General features: G+C 61.5%; 14 protein-coding genes. 3 read left to right on the plus strand and 11 right to left on the minus strand.

All coding sequences use genetic code 11. The annotated features are described in order from the left end of the window. Position 1: 1 nt before the first annotated feature. From BM344_RS09045 to BM344_RS09075, 7 genes are all read right to left on the minus strand, one after another. On the minus strand, positions 2 to 994 hold the full coding sequence (locus BM344_RS09045) for a dihydroorotate dehydrogenase-like protein (protein ID WP_091988553.1): 993 nt from the start codon (positions 992 to 994) through the stop codon (positions 2 to 4). After that, complete coding sequence (gene nifJ / locus BM344_RS09050; protein ID WP_091988555.1) at positions 987 to 4,580, minus strand: pyruvate:ferredoxin (flavodoxin) oxidoreductase; 3,594 nt, start codon at positions 4,578 to 4,580, stop codon at positions 987 to 989. The genes BM344_RS09045 and nifJ overlap by 8 nt, the downstream gene beginning before the upstream one ends. 110 nt (positions 4,581 to 4,690) lie before the next feature. Then, positions 4,691 to 5,791, minus strand: coding sequence for a tRNA-queuosine alpha-mannosyltransferase domain-containing protein (locus BM344_RS09055; protein ID WP_228143584.1), 1,101 nt, complete (start codon positions 5,789 to 5,791; stop codon positions 4,691 to 4,693). A 9-nt stretch (positions 5,792 to 5,800) separates the two neighbouring features. Next, entirely contained in the window at positions 5,801 to 6,874 is a 1,074-nt protein-coding gene (gene corA, locus BM344_RS09060; protein WP_091988558.1) for a magnesium/cobalt transporter CorA, read from the minus strand. A gap of 35 nt (positions 6,875 to 6,909) precedes the next feature. After that, entirely contained in the window at positions 6,910 to 8,097 is a 1,188-nt protein-coding gene (locus BM344_RS09065) for an MFS transporter (RefSeq protein ID WP_091988560.1), read from the minus strand. Positions 8,098 to 8,232: 135 nt separating this feature from the next. After that, positions 8,233 to 9,030 carry an ABC transporter permease gene (locus tag BM344_RS09070; protein ID WP_091988563.1) on the minus strand — a complete coding sequence of 266 codons (798 nt, stop codon included), beginning with the start codon at positions 9,028 to 9,030 and terminating at the stop codon, positions 8,233 to 8,235. Then, positions 9,017 to 9,625 carry an ABC transporter ATP-binding protein gene (locus tag BM344_RS09075; protein ID WP_091988566.1) on the minus strand — a complete coding sequence of 203 codons (609 nt, stop codon included), beginning with the start codon at positions 9,623 to 9,625 and terminating at the stop codon, positions 9,017 to 9,019. Before BM344_RS09075 ends, BM344_RS09070 begins: the two co-directional genes overlap by 14 nt. Positions 9,626 to 9,710: 85 nt before the next feature. Here BM344_RS09075 and BM344_RS09080 point away from each other — a divergent pair, with 85 nt between their 5' ends. Beyond that, a complete protein-coding gene (locus tag BM344_RS09080) occupies positions 9,711 to 10,127 on the plus strand; it encodes a hypothetical protein (RefSeq protein WP_228143585.1) in 417 nt (138 codons plus the stop codon). A gap of 7 nt (positions 10,128 to 10,134) precedes the next feature. Here BM344_RS09080 and arsJ read toward each other — a convergent pair whose 3' ends face one another. The 3 genes from arsJ to BM344_RS09095 are packed head-to-tail and all read right to left on the minus strand — an operon-like array spanning position 10,135 to position 13,145. Then, the gene (arsJ, locus tag BM344_RS09085) at positions 10,135 to 11,328 is read right to left on the minus strand and encodes an organoarsenical effux MFS transporter ArsJ (protein ID WP_091988569.1); all 1,194 of its coding nucleotides are present in this window, start codon (positions 11,326 to 11,328) and stop codon (positions 10,135 to 10,137) included. 1 nt (position 11,329) lies between these two features. After that, a complete protein-coding gene (locus tag BM344_RS09090) occupies positions 11,330 to 12,334 on the minus strand; it encodes an ArsJ-associated glyceraldehyde-3-phosphate dehydrogenase (RefSeq protein WP_091988571.1) in 1,005 nt (334 codons plus the stop codon). Between the two features lie 46 nt (positions 12,335 to 12,380). Then, entirely contained in the window at positions 12,381 to 13,145 is a 765-nt protein-coding gene (locus tag BM344_RS09095; protein WP_091988574.1) for a metalloregulator ArsR/SmtB family transcription factor, read from the minus strand. A gap of 89 nt (positions 13,146 to 13,234) precedes the next feature. Here BM344_RS09095 and arsB point away from each other — a divergent pair, with 89 nt between their 5' ends. Next, positions 13,235 to 14,305 carry an ACR3 family arsenite efflux transporter gene (gene arsB, locus BM344_RS09100; protein ID WP_091988577.1) on the plus strand — a complete coding sequence of 357 codons (1,071 nt, stop codon included), beginning with the start codon at positions 13,235 to 13,237 and terminating at the stop codon, positions 14,303 to 14,305. Between the two features lie 128 nt (positions 14,306 to 14,433). Further along, the gene (locus BM344_RS09105) at positions 14,434 to 15,231 is read left to right on the plus strand and encodes an undecaprenyl-diphosphate phosphatase (RefSeq protein WP_091988579.1); all 798 of its coding nucleotides are present in this window, start codon (positions 14,434 to 14,436) and stop codon (positions 15,229 to 15,231) included. Positions 15,232 to 15,261: 30 nt separating this feature from the next. On the opposite strand, the gene uvrD is transcribed toward BM344_RS09105, so the two are convergent. Then, positions 15,262 to 17,427, minus strand: coding sequence for a DNA helicase II (gene uvrD, locus BM344_RS09110; protein ID WP_091988582.1), 2,166 nt, complete (start codon positions 17,425 to 17,427; stop codon positions 15,262 to 15,264). Positions 17,428 to 17,595 lie beyond the last annotated feature (168 nt).

Here is a 17,595-nt window from a genome sequence, read left to right on the forward strand (position 1 = left end):
ATTATGTCCAGCCATGCAGCAGACGGGCATAGTTGAGGCGCTCCCAGGTTCGACTGTTGGGCGCGTTTGCCATGGACAGTGCTCCCCGTGCCTCCGCCAGGTCACGGTACCCCATATCCGACAGCCGCCGGCCCAATTCGCCGTGTATTCGCGCCATGGCCCTGGGACCTTCTGCCAGCAAAGCAGAAACCACCTGAACCACCGTTGCTCCGGAAAGCAGGGCCTTGGCCGCATCATCACCGGTATGCACCCCACCGGAGGCGGCCATCTCCAGCCCTGTCCGGCCAAAGAGCATGGCAATCCCGTGCAGCCGCAACGGCAGCTCGGCACTGGAGGACAGCACCACCTTCCGGCTCAGCTCCAGCGCATCCAGATCCATCTCCGGCTGGTAAAACCGGTTAAACAGCACCAGCCCGCGCGCCCCGGCCTTTTCGGTTCCGGCCACGAACGCAGGCAACGCCGAGTAGAAAGGGGATAGCTTCACGCTGACCGGGATGCTGACCTGCTCAGCCACCGCATTTATGACCGCCAGTTGCCGCTGCTCCAGGGTTTGTGCCGTTTCCGCGGGGTCTGACGCCGGGTCATAAAGATTCAGCTCGATGGCATGGGCACCCGCCGCTTCCATTTCCACGGCGTGCCCCGTCCAGCCTCCGGTCGAGATGCCGTTGAGCGAGGCAATCACCGGCACATCCAGCGATTGTCGCAGCAGCTCCAGGCGCTGCAGGTAGCTATCTGATCCCATCTCAAACAACTCGGATTCCGGGAAGAAGGAGCGCGCCTCCGCATCGGTATGGGTTCGGGAATCGATAAACCGGTGAGCGGCCATCTGCTCCTCTACCAGCTGCTCCTCGAACAGCGAATGCATGACAACGGCGCCCGCACCGGCCCTGACGCAGGCCTTCAGTGCATCCAGGTCGTCGGTCAGCGGACTGGCGCCGACCACCAGGGGCGAGCGGAGCTCGAGGCCCAGCCAGCGGGTTGCCAGATCAGTCATGACGTTCACCCTTATCGTTGTCAGCATCGGACGATTCGTGAGGCTCGAAATGGATCCCCGCCAGTTGCTTGTAGAGCTCCCGCTGTTCCGTTGCCGCCTCCGACGCTGCGGCCACCAGCTGTTCGTAGCGCTGGGGTTCTCTCAGCTCCAGCATCCGGAAGCGGGCCTCTTCCTGCATGTAGGCTTTCATGGTGATTTTCTGGCGCGGCGAATCCAGTTGCAGGGGCGGAAGGCCCTCATGAATGCGTCGGGGATCAAACCGGTACAGTGGCCAGGCCCAGCTGTCCACCGCCCGTTTCTGCTGGGCCGGCGAATGCACCAGGTCATAGCCGTGGGCAATACAGGGACTGTGGGCAATGATCAGGGCCGGGCCCTCAAAACTCTCGGCCTCCTGCAGCGCCCGGGCAGTCTGGTTGCTGTGGGATTGTAGGGCGATCTGGGCCACATAAACGTGACCGTAGCTCATGGCCAGCAGACCCAGGTCCTTCTTGCGGGTGGCCTTGCCGGCGGCGGCAAACTTGGCGATGGCACCCATGGGCGTGGCTTTTGATTGCTGGCCGCCGGTGTTGGAATACACCTCGGTGTCCAACACCAGCAGTTTCAGATTCTGGCCCGAGGCCAGGGCGTGGTCCAGGCCGCCGTAGCCAATGTCATAGGCCCAGCCGTCACCGCCAATCACCCAGACGCTCTTCGGGCAGAGCTCGTCGGCCAGACTTTCAAGTTCCCGGGCCTCCGGCCCCTCCTGGTCCGTCAGCCAGCTACGGAGCTGCTCGATGGCGGCGCGCCGCGACGCCATGGCGGTTTCATCGATTGTCGTGCAGGGAGTGGTCAGGTCCGTATAAAGCCCCCCGGGCAACTGACCCTGCACTGCGTCCAGCAACTGCCGGGCCCGGTCGACAAGCTTGTCCAGCCCCAGACGCATACCCAGGCCCAGTTCTGCGGCGTCTTCGAACAATGAATTGTTCCAGGTGGGCCCCCGGCCGTCGGCATTCACCGTGTAGGGCGTGGTTGGCAGATTGCCACCGTAGATCGAGGAACAACCGGTGGCGTTCGCAATCAGCAGCCGATCGCCCACCAGTTGAGTCAGCAGACGGATATAGGGTGTTTCACCGCAACCGGAACAGGCGCCCGAATATTCGAACAGCGGAATCAGCAGCGGCAGGGCTTTGAAGTCGCGGGGGATGCGGTCTCTGGGCACATCCGGAATACGCCGGAAGAACGCCAGGTTCTCCGCTTCCACCTCACGATGCTGCTCGATGGGCTGCATGTTGATGGCTTTGCGCTTTGGCTGGGTCCGGTCCTTTGCCGGGCAAACCTCGACACACAAACCGCAGCCGGTGCAGTCATCAGGGGCCACCTGAATCCGGTAATCCAGACCTTCCAGTTCAGAGGTCTGGGTTTCCGGCACGGCTTCGAAGCTCTCGGGAGCCCCCTTGGCCGCCTCGGGCTCGAACACCTTGCTGGCGATCGCGGTGTGGGGGCAGATCATTGCGCAGAAGTTGCACTGAACGCAGAGGTCGGACTCCCAGATCGGAATGTCCAGGGCAATGGTTCGCTTCTCGTACTGGCTGGTGCCCGTTGGCCAGGTGCCATCTGGTGGGAACGCACTGACCGGCAGCTTGTCCCCTTGTCCTTCCAGTAGCAGACGAGTAACTTTTTGCACAAAGTCTGGCGCATCTTCTGGCACTCTCGGTGATCGGGTGCGGGTGGCCGTTACCTTATCCGGCACCGTTACTTCATGCAGGTTGTCCAGCGCCGAGTCCACCGCCTCCACATTTCGGCGCACCACCTCGGGACCGCGCCGGCCCCAGGTCTTGCGGATGGACTCCTTGATCTGGGCAATGGCCTCATCCCGGGGCAGGATATCCGCCAGGGCGAAGAAACAGACCTGCATCACCGTGTTGATCCGCCGTTCCAGCCCCGCTTTTTCCGCCACCTCGGCGGCATCGATAACAAACAGGCGTGCCCTGCGCTCAACCAGCGCCCGCTGGATCTCCACCGATAACCGGTCCCAGACCTCATCTACTCCCCAGGGCACATTGAGCAGCACCGTTGCGCCCTCGGCGGCGTGTTCCAGCACATCAAACCGTTCCAGGAACTGGGGTGCATGAATGGCCACAAACTGGGCCTTGTTGATCTGGTAGCTGGAGCGGATGGGCAACGGGCCGAACCGCAGGTGGGATACCGTGGTCGCGCCGGATTTCTTGGAGTCGTAGACGAAATGGCCCTGGGCAAAGAGGTTCGTGCCCTCGCCCAGAATCTTGATGCTGGCTTTGTTACTGCTAACAGTGCCATCGGCGCCGAGACCGAAGAACAGGGCCCGACGGGTTTTCGGGGATTCAATATCCAGTTCGCTGTCCACGTCCAGCGAGAGATGGGTGACATCGTCGCGCACACCGACCGTAAAACGGGTCTTGGGGGCTTCGGCCTTCAGCTCCTCGAAAATGGCGCACACCATGGCCGGGGTAAACTCCCGGGAAGACAGGCCGTATCGACCGCCGATCACCCGGGGCAGCACCTTGCGCTCACCCTGGCTCCAGGCGTCCATCAGAGCGCCACTGACTTCCAGCAGCAGTGGCTCGCCCTGGGCTCCGGGTTCCTTAGTGCGGTCCAATACCGCCAGGTGCTCAACCGTATCCGGCAACGCGTTCAGAAAGCGATCGGTGGCAAAGGGCCGGAACAGACGCACCTTGAGGACCCCGACCTTTTTGCCCTGCGCCAGCAGCCACTCGACCGTCTCATGGGCGCATTCGGCCCCAGAGCCCATCAGAATGACCACCCTGTCGGCCTCGGGGTGACCAACATAGTCAAACAACCGGTACTGACGGCCGCTAATGCTGGCAAACCGGTCCATCACGGCTTCCAACTTGTCCGGAAACGCTTCATAGAAGGGATTGATGGCCTCCCTGGCCTGAAAGAAGGCATCCGGGTTCTGGGAGGTGCCTCGAACTAATGGCCTGTCCGGCGTCATCCGGCGGCTGCGATGGGTTTCCACCCCTTCATGAGATACCAGCGCCTTCAAATCGTCATCGCTCAGGGCTGCGATTTTGGAAATTTCATGGGAGGTCCGAAAGCCGTCGAAGAAATGCATGACCGGCACCCGGGTTTCGAGGGTGACCGCATGGCCGATGGCCGCCAGATCCTGGGCTTCCTGAACCGACCCCGACGCCAGCAGGGCAAACCCGGTACCCCGGGCACTCATCACATCGGAATGGTCGCAGAAGATAGACAGCGCATGGGTAGCAATGCTGCGGGCGGCAATGTGCATGCACAACGGCGACAGCTCGCCGGCAATCTTGTACAGGTTGGGCAGCATCAGCAGCAGCCCCTGGGAAGCAGTAAAGGTGGTTACCAGTGAACCGGCCTGCAAGGCGCCGTGCATAGCGCCGGCTGCGCCCGCCTCCGACTGCATTTCCACCATAGCAGGCACCTGGCCCCACAGGTTGGGTCGACCCAGGGCGGCCCAGTCGTCGGCGTGCTCGCCCATGGCTGACGCCGGGGTGATCGGATAGATGGCGATGGTTTCACTGAGGCGATAGGCCACCGAGGCCACCGCTTCATTGCCGTCGAGGGTATGGAATTCCATGGCCACGACTCCCTGTGCTAAGGCCGACAGACAAATTTGAGTCTAGTTTGGGGCCGGACAACCGCAAGGGGGCGGGTTTGATCTGGGACAGGTTTGGTTGCGAAATCGCGTCAACCGACAGCAACACCGGTGGCAATCATTTGCTCAAACAGCAACCGGTAGTCTTCCGCCAGCCGGGTTGCCCGCCAGGCGTCCGGCGCCGAGGTCGGCGGGCGATTTGCCAGCAGGGACACCAGTTGATCGGTGGCGGCCTCGGCTTCCTGTTCGGGGTCCTGCTCGTGACTGGCGTAGCGGCATGACTCGGGCACGTACTCGCGGTAGGCCAGCCGGTCTGGCGCCAGCGGTACGCAGCCGGAGGCCATGGCCTCAAGCATCGCCAGGCCCTGGAAGTCGTGCAGGGCCGTCGAGACCACCACATCCGCCTGGCACAACAGCTGCTCGTAACGGGCGCGATTGTCCAGGTAGCCCCAGTGTTCAATCCGCCCGTCGAACTCCTCCCGTATCCGGTCGAACACCGTCGGGTATTGGCGGAAACGCTCCCCCACCACACTGAGCCGGAACGGGATCGATCGCCGCCGGAGCACCTGCAGGAACCGATGCAGCCGTTCCGGGCCCTTGTCGTACTCCCACCGATGGTTCCAGAGCAGGTGCGGGCAGTCGGGGTTGGCCAGTGCCGGACGGTCGCAGAACAGCCGATCTTCAATGGGCACCGGCAAAACCCGGGATTTGAGCCGCAGCTGGTCCACCAGTCCCGAGGGCACCTGGTCCGGCAGCCGGTCCAGAAAAGTCGCCACGCCGGACAGGAAGCTGTCCCGGTTCCAGGCACTGTTGAACACCACCTGTTCCGCCGAGATCGCGCTGTAGAGGTTCACCATCTGAGGGTCGGCGCTGGCGTTCTGGCCGCTGGACACCGGGAAGGCAAACTGGTTTTCGTGCATGTACAGCAGGCAGGGCGTGTCTGCCAGTTGGCGATGCAGGCCCCGCAGGGTGGCCAGATCCACCATGGACGTGGCCACAACAAGATCCCGGGGCTCCGAAAGCAGCGGCTCGTTCAGCCAACTCAGGGGGTTGCCCCGAATTCGCCAACGAAAATACCTGGGCGGCAGCGCCAGGTGACTCCAGACATACTCCGGACACAGGCTCGCAAGCTGCTCTCGCCAGCGCTGGTGGCTGGCGGCATCGTAAGCCGAGAGCAACAGAAGGTTCGACACCGGCCAGCCCTAGATCCAGCCGCGGCGCCTGAAGAACCACAAAAGACAGGCAGTGATCCCCATCATCACAAACCACACCATGGGATAGCCGTAGTACCAGCCCAGTTCCGGCATCGCCCAGGGGCTGTCCGGATGCTCGAAGTTCATGCCGTAGATGCCCACCACAAACGTCAGTGGGATAAAAATCGTGGCGATGATGGTGAGCAACCGCATGGTCTCGTTCGTGCGCTGGCTGATGCTGGAGAGGTAGATATCCAGCATACTGGTGGCCATCTCCCGGAAGCTTTCCAGCAGTTCGATGATCTGCACGCTGTGGTCGTGACAGTCCCGGAAATACACCTGGGTGCCGGCGTTGATCAGCTCGTCCTCGGTGCGCATCAACGTGGTGAGCAGTTCACGCTGGGGCCAGAGCACACGCCGCAGCAGAAGCAGCTCCCGTTTCAATCCGTGGATACGGCTCAGGGTTTGCTGGTTTGGCCGCTCCAGCAGGTCGGTTTCCATCTCTTCCAGCTGGTAGCCAAACTGTTCCAGGACCGGAAAGGCCGAATCGATGATCAGATCCAGCAACGCATAGAGCAGATAGTCCACATCCCGCGTGGTAAACCGGCGATTGTTGGGCATCCGCATGCGTTTACGAACCGGTTCAAACGGATCCTCATCCAGGGGACACAGGCAGATCAGGTAATTCCGGCCTACGAACAGGCTGATCTGGACGATCTCCAGATTCTCACCGTCATACAGCGGCATGGCCGCGATAATGAACAGCTGATCATCGTAGAGCTCGATCTTCGGCCGCTGCCCGGTATTGAGCACGTCTTCGAGGGCGAGATCGTGGAGGTCGAACAGATCCCCCAGGTTTCTCAGAGTATCCGGGTCGGCCTGCCCGTTAACCTGCACCCAGGTGTTCGAATCCCGGGCGAGATACGCCCGGCAGTCAGCGGCATTGGCCAGGCTGACTTCCTCAACCTCTTCCCCCGTGTAATCAAGCACGCGGATGTTGACCGGTCGACCGCCGTCAGCCTTGCCAACGAGGGTACCCGGCGCGGTGCCGGGATTATGGTAATGCTTGCTGAAGTATGCCATGTCGAGTCCTTACCCGAGAGTCCCGGACAGCCGTATCACGGGCCCGATTCTTTGTGTTGAGTATAACGGGACAGCGACCAGAGACCGAAGACCGGGCCTGGGAACAACAGCAGGACCACCCACACTCCGAATCCGTTCCAAAGACCACTGGTCAGCCAGATCGCCGGCAAGGTCAACCCGAAACCGACGGCGTTCATGACCGCCAGGGAGGAGCCCACCGACTCCCGGGGCGCGGTTGCCGACGCCAGGGCTGAAAACTGGGGCGAGTCGGCCACGACGGCAATGCCCCAGACAATCAGCAATGCAATGAGCAATACCGGAGCCAAACTGCCCAACCAGGGGTACACCAGGCAGAAAACGCCAGACACCATCAGCGCCCGCCGGGCGACCCAGGCACTGCCCCGCGTCCGGCTGAGGCTGCCGCCACCCACACACCCCGCAGCACCAATGCCAATGACGGCAAACGATAGCCAGGGAACCAGCGCATCCCCCTGCCCGAGACGCTCAAGCTCCCGGCTGATCAGCAGAGGCACCAGCGTCCAGAACGCATAGAGCTCCCACATGTGACCGAAGTAACCCCCGGCCACGGCCCGGAACCCCGGGATTCGCAGCGCCGCCAATCCCTGACTCAGCGGCAATCGGCCACTGCTTTTCGGCAGATGCGGGCCGTCGCCCAGCAAAAACACCAGTACGCCGCCCATCAGGGCCAGGCAGGAGGCCGCCATTAGTGGCCACTCCCAGGGCATGCCAAGGGTAGCGCCTCGCATCAGATGAGGCAGCGCCGTACCCAGGGTGAGCATGCCCACCAGCCAGGCCAGGGCGGCACCGGCGTATTTCGGGGTCCAGGCAATGACCATCTTCATGCCCAGGGGGTAGATACCGGCCAGGCAAAGACCGGTAGCAAACCGAAGGAGGAAATCCAGGGGGGGCGAGCCGGCGGCGAAGATAAACCCGCCATTCACCAGCGCTCCCAGCAGACTCGACAGGGCAAAGATCCGGCTGGCGCCGAAGCGGTCCGCCAGACCGGTCACGGCGATCGTGAGGGTGCCCGCGATGAACCCGGCCTGGACCGCCAGAGTCAGCCGGCCAAGGTCGGTCTCCGTCAGGCCCAGCTCCGCAGACAAGGACAGCCAGACGCCATTGATGCTGAACCACAGGGAGGTACCAAAAAGCTGGGCCAGCACTATTACAGGAAGCGGATAGCGTTTTAGCAGGTCGATCATTTTTATTGTCTTTCAGGCGAGCGATGGACCAAGCCTAGCTTCACGGGGGCTGTTTCGCCCATGCTACTTTGGTTTCTGGCGAGACATATCCCGGGGGATTTGGACGGATGTCGGGTTGGCAAACCGGAGACCGGGTCAGGACTTCACCAACCGATCGAGCCGCAAACGCTCCCGATCATCAAACAGTCTCCGACCACCCCAGGAAACAGCCATGATGGCCCCGAAGCCGGTGCCAACGGTAATAATGAGCATTACCAGAATCTGATATTTCACCGCCACTGCCGGTGGACTGCCCGCCAGGATCTGACCGGTCATCATGCCCGGCAGACTGACAATGCCGGCGGCCGCCATCGCATTGATCGACGGCATCATACCGCTGCGCATGGCGTCCCGCCGGATATCCTCCAGAGCCTGCTGCCAGGTCTGGCCCAGCATTAACCGGTTCTCGATAACCGCCCGTTGCCGCCAGACTGATTCATTCAACCGATCCAGCGCCAGGCTGACACCGGTCATGGTGTTACCCAACATCATGCCCAATAGCGGGATGGCGTATTGCGGGGCGTACCAGGGTTCGGGGCCGATCACCACGGTGAGGGCCAGTATCGTCACGGCAAAGGACGACACGAACATCGCACCCGTGCCGATACTGAACGCCCACCAGCCCTGCAGTCTTCTCCCCTGGCGTGCAACCACCTCCCGACCGGCCACCAACAGCATGACCAACGCCAGCAGGGCAATCCAGTAAAACGCGGAAGATTCGAACAAGGCTTCCAGCACCAATCCGATCAGCGCCAGCTGAATAATCGTGCGAGTCGCGGCCACCAACAGGCCCCGGGTGATGCCGAGCCGGGCCAGGTACCCGGTTGCCGCCAGCGCCAGAATCAATAGTGCCGCCAGGCCCAGTTTCCACCACGCCAGATCAATCACTTCCATGAACGCGCTCCAGGCTGGTGCCGTGAATCCGGTAGTGGGCATCTGCCGCCCGATGGATCTGCCCGGGGTCATGGGCAACCCAGAGCACCGCGATCTTCCGCTTCCGGATCTCGTCGAGCAGCCAGGCTTCAACGGTTCTCGTGCTGTCGTTGTCCAGATTGGCGGTGGGTTCGTCCAGAAGCAGAGCCTCGGGCTGAAGGCTCAGGGCACGCCAGAGCGCGAGCCGCTGTCGTTCACCCGACGACAGCCGACTTACCGACCAGCTCATCACCTCGGCCGAAAAGCCCAGCGCTGAAGGCAAACCTGCCTTCGCAGCATCCGGGAAGTGCCCACCCACCTCATCAAACCACCATTGACTGTCCGCCGGCACCATCACCACCCGGCTTCGCCACTGGTGTGCGGGAACATCCAGCTGGGCGGTGTCACCCAGGAAAACCCTGCCGTCGTGCGGTTCAAGGTCGGCCACGCCCCGGAGCAGGCGACTCTTGCCACTGCCGGAGGGGCCCGACAGGCAGACAACTTGCCCGCCGGGCACCGTCAAAGACACAGGGCTCAGAGTGCCAACGCCGAGATTATCCAGCACCAAATCTGTCAAAATAGCATCACCGGGGTTCGCCAACGTTCGTAACGGCTATACCATTGCATAGTGTCCTGCCAACAACCAGCCACACAGGCCAAGGATGTATGAAGCGTCGATCCATTACCGCGTTAGCCCTGGCATCTGCAGTCATCGCCCCGCCGGTAGCCGCCGAGGTCAGCCTGGCACCGTTTGCAGGTTTCCGCATGAGCAGTTCGGCGTACTGTATTTCCCCGGTGGCCAGAATCACGGCGAGTTTGTCTCGGGTGTACCGGGCGTTACCCGACTCGAGCCGGACGATTCCGGGTACCAAACCCACCACCGGGCCGCGCTGTCTCAGGGCGGTGGCTACCAGTTCTTCCTGACCGAGCAGCTGCGCCTGAGGCTGAACCTGCGCGGTGTTTACACAGCACTGAACCCGGGAGGTTCCGCGTTCTGCTCCGGCGGCTGCGAAGTCAGGTTCGACAGCAGCGGCTACCTGCAGGTGGAAGCCGCCGCCGGGCTGGCCGTTCGGTTCTGAGGTGTGCTCAGGCTGCCACTGGCCGCCGTTCCGGCAACATCAGGGACAGCAGCGCAGCCGTGGCCACCAGCCCGGACGATATCCACAGACAGGCCTCCAATCCCCAGGCCTGGTAGACCCACCCGGACAGAATGGTGCCCAGCAAACGCCCGGCAGCGTTCGACATGTAATAGAAGCCCACATCCAGCGACACGCCATCGCCACGGGCGTAGCTAACGATGAGATAGCTGTGCAGGGACGAGTTGACGGCAAACAGCACGCCAAACAACAGCAGGCCACCAACAATCACGATCTGGGGTGGCCAACCCGCAATCAGGCCAACAGCAATGGCGGCGGGAACCAATGCCAGCGCTGCTGCCCAAAGCACAGCAGGCTGGCTGCCTTCCATGTTGCCGGTAATCCGCGGCGCAACCGTCTGGACAAAGCCATAGCCGATAATCCAAGTGGCCATAAAACCGCCCACCTGCCAGAAATCCCAGCCAAAGACCGTGTGCAGGTATACCGGCAAGGCCACCACAAACCAGACATCCCGGGCACCGAACAGAAACATCCTCGCCGCCGAGAGCACATTGATGGCCCGGCTTTTTGAGAGAATCTCGCTAAATTTCGGCTTCGCCTTGCTCTTGCCCAGATCCTGCCCCAGCAGGAACAGGCTGGCCAGCCAGACCATACCCAGCGCCACGGCCATAATGATCACAGCACCCTTGAAGCCGGCGGCCATCAGCAGCACACCACCCAGGAAGAAGCCGACGCCTTTCAACGTATTCTTCGAACCGGTGAGAATCGCCACCCACTTGTACAGCGTGCCCTGCTGCTCATCCGGCACCAGCAGTTTGATGCCGCTCTTGGCGGACATCTTGTTCAGGTCCTTGGCAATCCCTGACAGCGCCTGGGCCGCCATCACCCAGGGCACGGTGAGCATCGCCGCCGGGACTGCCAGCATGCCCAACGCCACAATCTGCAGGAACAACCCGATGTTCATGGTGCGGTTCAACCCCATGCGGGCACCCAGGTAACCGCCCACCAGGTTGGTCACCACCCCGAAGAATTCGTAGAAGATGAACAGCAGGGCGATTTGCAGGGGCGAGTAACCCAACTGGTGGAAATGCAGCACCACCAGCATCCGCAGGGCGCCATCAGTGAGTGTGAAGGCCCAGTAGTTGCCGGTGATCACCAGGTACTGGCGGATGGCGGCTGTCATGTCAGGCAGAGCCCACTCTGCGCGCCAGCTCGGCGGTGCGATTGGCGTACCCCCACTCATTGTCGTACCAGGCGTAGAGTTTTACCTGGGTGCCGTTGACCACCATGGTCGACAAGGCGTCGATGATGGACGAGCGCGGGTCGGTCCGGTAATCAATGGACACCAGGGGGCGTTCTTCATACCCAAGAATGCCTTTGAGCTCGCCTTCGGCGGCTTCCTTCAATAACCGGTTCACCGCCGCGCGATCGGTAGGCGTTAACACTTCGAATACGCAGTCGGTCAGCGACGCGTTGGTCAGTGGCACCCGAACGGCGTGGCCGTCCAGGCGCCCTTTCAGTTCCGGGAAGATCTCGATAATTGCAGTTGCCGAACCGGTGCTGGTAGGAATCAGTGAACTGCCACAGGCCCGCGCCCGGCGCAGATCTTTGTGAGGCGCATCAATGATGGTCTGGGTGTTGGTCAGGCTGTGGATGGTGGTGATGGAGCCGTGCTTGATGCCCAGCTTCTCGTGAATCACCTTCACCACCGGCGCCAGGCAGTTGGTGGTGCAGGAGGCGGCGGTCACAATACGGTCAGTGGCCGGGTCGAAAACCTCATCATTCACACCCACGACAATGTTTTTGGCGCCCGGCTCTTTCACCGGCGCGGTCACCACCACCCGCTTCACGCCCTGATCCAGATAGGCCTGAAGCGCGCTAACCTTCCGGTTGACGCCGCTGGCCTCGATTACCAGATCGCAACCAGACCAGTCGGTTTCGCCGATGGTTTTGTTGTGGGTCACGCGGATTCGCTGGCCGCCGATCACGACGGCAGTGCCGTCGGATTCCGCTTCGTGCGCCCAGCGGCCATGCACACTGTCGAAGTTCAGCAGATGAGCCAGAGTGGCGGCATCGGCACCCGGGTCGTTGATCGCCACAAACTCCAGGTCCGGCCAGTTCCAGGCGGCCCGCAACGCCAGACGGCCGATACGGCCGAATCCGTTAATGCCTATTTTGATCTTGCTCATAGTCTGCTCCAGATAAACCTGTTCCGTAGATAAAACCGCGCCGGCCCTACAGGCATTGGACAGACGGGCGGTCTGCCATGGCCTGTAATCGCGCAAGTGGGTTCTCTATCAATCCGCCGTTATGGCTGGCGGTTTCCTCCAGCACCCGGGCCAGCCACTGGGGAATGCCTGGATTCAGGGAATAATAGATCCACTGACCACGGCGCTCTGTTGCCAGCAGTCCCGCATCCCGCAAGGTGGCCAGATGCCGGCTGACCTTTGGCTGGGGCGCCTCAAAGGCTTCGGTAAGCTCACAAACGCAGAGTTGTCTCTGGCTGCGGATCAGTAGCAGCGCCGCAAGGCGAAAATCGTCGGCCAGAGCCTTGAACACCGTGACCGGCTCATAGCTTGCGGGTTTCGGTCCCGTTTCTTTCTGGTGGACCAGCGCGAACAGCGCAATGCGCTCCCTGATTTCCTTGAGAGTAAGGGCAAAGGTGGCATGGCGGTTTGCCGGCACCGGATCGGCAAAATCCCAGGCAATCTGCTGGGCAGGCCGGCAGACCGTACCGCACTCGTTCGCTGCTTTTTCGCACAGGGTGATCACATAATCCCAGTATTGTCCCTGCACATCGGCCAGTTGCTTGCTGTGTAAGCCTTCTGTAGACAGGCCGGCTTCCTCAAGCACCTGCAGTGCCATAGGGTGGGGCCTCGTTGGCTCTGTGCCGGCGCTGGCCACTTCAAACCGGTCTCCAGCCATGTCCCGGAGCAAGGCTTCTGCCATCAGGGAACGGGCACTGTTGGCGGTACAGACGAATAAAACACGGCGCTTCATATCTGAACTTCCATATATTCGTTTTCACGCATATCTATATTTGTGCATAATAGTCACCGCATCTTCACGAGTAAAGGAATCCTGGCAACATGACTACCAACTCAGACATAGTCGAGACGGAAGGCTCCGGCGAAGGCATGGACCTGTTCGGCAGGTACCTGTCGGTGTGGGTGGCTCTGGCCATCATCGCCGGCGTGGCCCTTGGCCAGTTTGCACCCGTGGTGCCGGAAACCCTGTCCCGTTTCGAGTACGCGCAGGTCTCCATTCCCATCGCCATTCTGATCTGGGCGATGATTTTCCCGATGATGGCGCAGATTGATTTCAGTGCGGTGGTCGGTGTGCGGAAAGAACCCAAAGGCCTGGCGATCACGACCATCGTCAACTGGCTGATCAAGCCGTTCACCATGTTTGCCATTGCCTGGTTCTTCCTGATGGTGGTGTTCGAGCCCTGGATCGCGCCGGGGCTGGCCAGCGAGTACCTGGCCGGCGCCATTCTGCTGGGTGCGGCGCCCTGCACCGCCATGGTGTTCGTCTGGAGTTACCTGACCAAAGGCGATGCTGCCTACACTCTTGTGCAGGTATCGCTGAACGACATCATCATGCTGTTCGCCTTCGCGCCGATTGTTGTTTTCCTTCTAGGCATTTCGGACATACAGGTGCCTTGGGATACTGTGCTTCTGTCCGTAGTGCTGTACATCGTGATTCCGCTGACGGCCGGCTACCTGACCCGTCGCGCCCTGATCTCGCGCCACGGTCAGCAATGGTACGACGATGTCTTCATGAAACGGCTCAGCCCGGTCACCCCGGCGGCGCTGATCGTCACCCTGGTACTGCTGTTCGCCTTCCAGGGCGAAGTGATCCTGAACAATCCCCTTCACATCGTACTGATCGCCGCACCACTCATCGTTCAGACTTTCCTGATTTTCTTCCTGGCCTACGGCTGGGCGAGGCTCTGGAAAGTGCGCCATTGCATCGCAGCACCGGGCGCCATGATTGGTGCCAGTAATTTCTTTGAACTGGCGGTGGCAGCAGCCATTGCACTGTTCGGCCTGCAATCGGGGGCAGCGCTGGCTACTGTGGTTGGAGTGCTCGTGGAAGTACCGCTCATGCTGATGCTGGTGAAAATAGCCAATCGCACCCGGGACCGGTTTCCCGCCTAAACCCCGGTGGTCAGCACCGTGTTTTCAGTCACGGTGCTGACCTCACCCCACTACCTGTTCAGCTCACGCCCACCCTGCTAATATCGCGCCGACATTTCTGACGCACCGAACCTGACGGAATCCACACAATGGACGTTTTCCAGGCCCTCTTCCTTGGCCTTCTCCAGGGACTGACCGAATTCCTGCCCATCTCCAGCTCCGCCCACCTGATCCTCTCGCCGGCGCTGTTCGGCTGGACCGATCAGGGCGTGGGCTTTGATCTGTCCGTACACGTGGGCACGCTGCTGGCCGTGGTGCTGTATTTTCGCCAGGACGTCTTCGGCATTGCCCGGGACGGCCTGATTTCGGTCTCCCGTCGCAAAATCGTAGGCCAGGGTGCCCTGGCCTGGTACCTGGTGTTGGGCACTATCCCGGCGGGCCTCGCCGGCCTGGCGCTGCTGGATATGATCGACAACGAACTGCGGGCCGTGGAAGTCATCTTCTTCACCACTCTGTTCTTCGGCCTATTGCTGGGCGTTGCAGACTGGTTGCCCAAACGCCAACGCACCCTGGACGCACTCAACTGGAAAGACGCCGTCCTGGTCGGCATCGCCCAGGCCATGGCACTGGTCCCCGGCACCTCCCGATCCGGCGTTACCATCACCGCCGGCCTGTTCCTCGGCATGACCCGCGAAACCGCCTCCCGGTTTTCGTTTTTGCTGGCAATTCCCATCATCGTGCTGGCATCGGCGGTAAAACTGCTCGAAGTAGCGACTTCGGATGTGATCGTCGACTGGAGTGGTTTTCTGATCGGCGGAGTAACCTCATTCCTGATGGCCATCACAGCGATTCACTTCTTCCTGAAATGGCTGAACAAGGTGGGGATGTGGCCGTATGTGATTTACAGAATTGTGCTCGCAGGAGTGATTTACGCGGTTTTGATGTAAGACCGGTGCCACCAACTCAACGCGCGGAATCTAGCAGGCCTCCAAAGGCGCATAAGCCAAAACCAGCCACTTGGCCCCTTCATCAAAGTTCACCTGCACCCGGGTATGGTGCCCGGTGCCCTCAGAGTTCATCACGATCCCCTCGCCAAACTTGGGGTGGCGCACCCGCTGCCCGAGGCTGAAGCCTGATTGCTGGGCCGAATCCTGGGCAAACAGACTCTCGTTGGGACGCTCCACCATCGCCGGCCGGGTCACAGTATTGCGCAGCCGCACCTCCTGCAGACAGTCACCCGGGATTTCCCGAACGAAGCGTGACAACGCATTGAACTTCTCCTGACCGTACAGACGCCGGGATTCCGCGTAAGTAAGCACCAGCTTTTTCATGGCCCGCGTAATGCCCACATAGGCCAGGCGGCGCTCTTCCTCCATGCGGCCGGGTTCCTCGAGGGACATGCCGTGGGGGAAGAGGCCCTCCTCGACACCGGCCAGGAACACCATCGGAAACTCCAGGCCCTTGGCGGAATGTAAGGTCATCAGCTGCACGCTGTCCTCGTGGGCCTCCGCCTGGGCTTCACCGGCATCCAGGGCCGCCTGGGCAATAAACTCCGCCAGCGGATCGACACCGTCCTCCACTTCATAGTCAGACAGGGCGTTGACCAGTTCCTCAAGGTTCTCCACCCGGGCCTGCCCCTTCTCACCCTTTTCGCTGGCGTGGTAATCCTTGAGGCCACTGTCCTCGATGGTCTGCTTCATCAACCCATGCAGGGTTGCATCCCCCACCATGCCGGACAGCTTTTCGATGATGGCGATAAACGCCTGCAAGCCGGTCTTGGCACGACCTTTCACCTGCCCCGCGTCCAGCAGCCGTTCGGCGGATTCCCACAGGGAAATGCTCTGCTCGGTGGCATATTCACGGAGCTCCGCCAGGCTCTTGGCACCGATGCCCCGGGGCGGCACATTCACCACGCGTTCGAAGGCCGCGTCATCGCGCCGGTATTGCACCAGGCGCAGATACGCCAGGGCGTTTCGGATTTCCTGCCGGTCGTAGAAGCGCAGGCCCCCGTACACCCGGTACGGAATGCCCTGGCGCATCAGCGACTCCTCCAGCACCCGGGACTGGGCGTTGGATCGGTACAGTATGGCGCACTCGCTACGCAGGTTGCCGTCCTGGACCGAGGCGGAAATGCTGTCGGCGATGTAGTTGGCCTCGTCCTGCTCGTTGAAGGCCGCATACAGGCTGATCGGTTCGCCCTCCGGGCCATCGGTCCAGAGCTCCTTGCCCAGCCGGCCCTGGTTGTTGGCAATCACCGCGTTGGCGGCCTTCAGGATGGTCTGGGTGGAGCGGTAATTCTGCTCCAGGCGCACCAGCCGCGAGTTGGGGAAATCCCGCTGGTACTGCTGGATGTTCTCGATCTTCGCACCTCGCCAGCCGTAAATGGACTGGTCGTCGTCCCCCACCACCGTCAGCGGCACCCGGTTCCCGGCCAGAACCTGCAGCCAGGCGTACTGAATCGTGTTGGTATCCTGGAACTCGTCCACCAGAATGTGCTGGAACCGCCCCTGGTAATGGGCCAGCAGCTCCGGGCGATGCAGCCACAGCTCGTGGGAGCGCAACAGCAGCTCGCCAAAATCCACCAGCCCACCCTGCTGGCACAGCTTCTCGTACTGCCGATAGATCTTCAGCATGATCGACAGGAACTGATCGCCCGGATTTTCCTGAATGTGGTCCGCCCGCAGCCCCTCGTCCTTCTGGCTGTTGATAAACCACTGGGCCTGCTTCGGCGGCCACTTGCTCTCGTCGATCTGGTTCTCCCGCATCACCCGCTTGATCAGCCGCAGCTGGTCGTCGCTGTCCAGCACCTGGAAGTTCTCGGGCAGGCCCGCGTCTTTCCAGTGCGAACGCAGCAGGCGGTGAGCGATACCGTGGAAGGTACCAAACCACAGCCCCCGCGCCGGGATCTGCATCATCTGCTCGATGCGGTAACGCATCTCCTTGGCGGCCTTGTTGGTAAAAGTCACCGCCAGTATGCCGGTGGGCGGCACCCGATCCACAGTCATCAACCAGGCGATCCGGTGCACCAGCACACGGGTTTTGCCACTGCCGGCGCCGGCCAGCACCAGCAGGTGATCGTTCTGGGCGGTGACAGCTTCGCGCTGGGCATCGTTCAACGGATCGATGATGTGGGAGACGTCCATAGGGAATCGGTTCGCTACTGGCTAAATAAACAGGTTCACGAGTATAACAGGAGAAATGCGGGATTGCTTTTGGGCCTGGGTTAGCCCTCTTCCTGGGGGGAGCGCACGAGGGCGGGGCTCTGTTCAGGACACGCTACGAGCACCCGCAAGCGGGTCCAGCCAGCAATC

The organism is Marinobacter gudaonensis, from assembly GCF_900115175.1.
Lineage (GTDB): Bacteria > Pseudomonadota > Gammaproteobacteria > Pseudomonadales > Oleiphilaceae > Marinobacter > Marinobacter gudaonensis.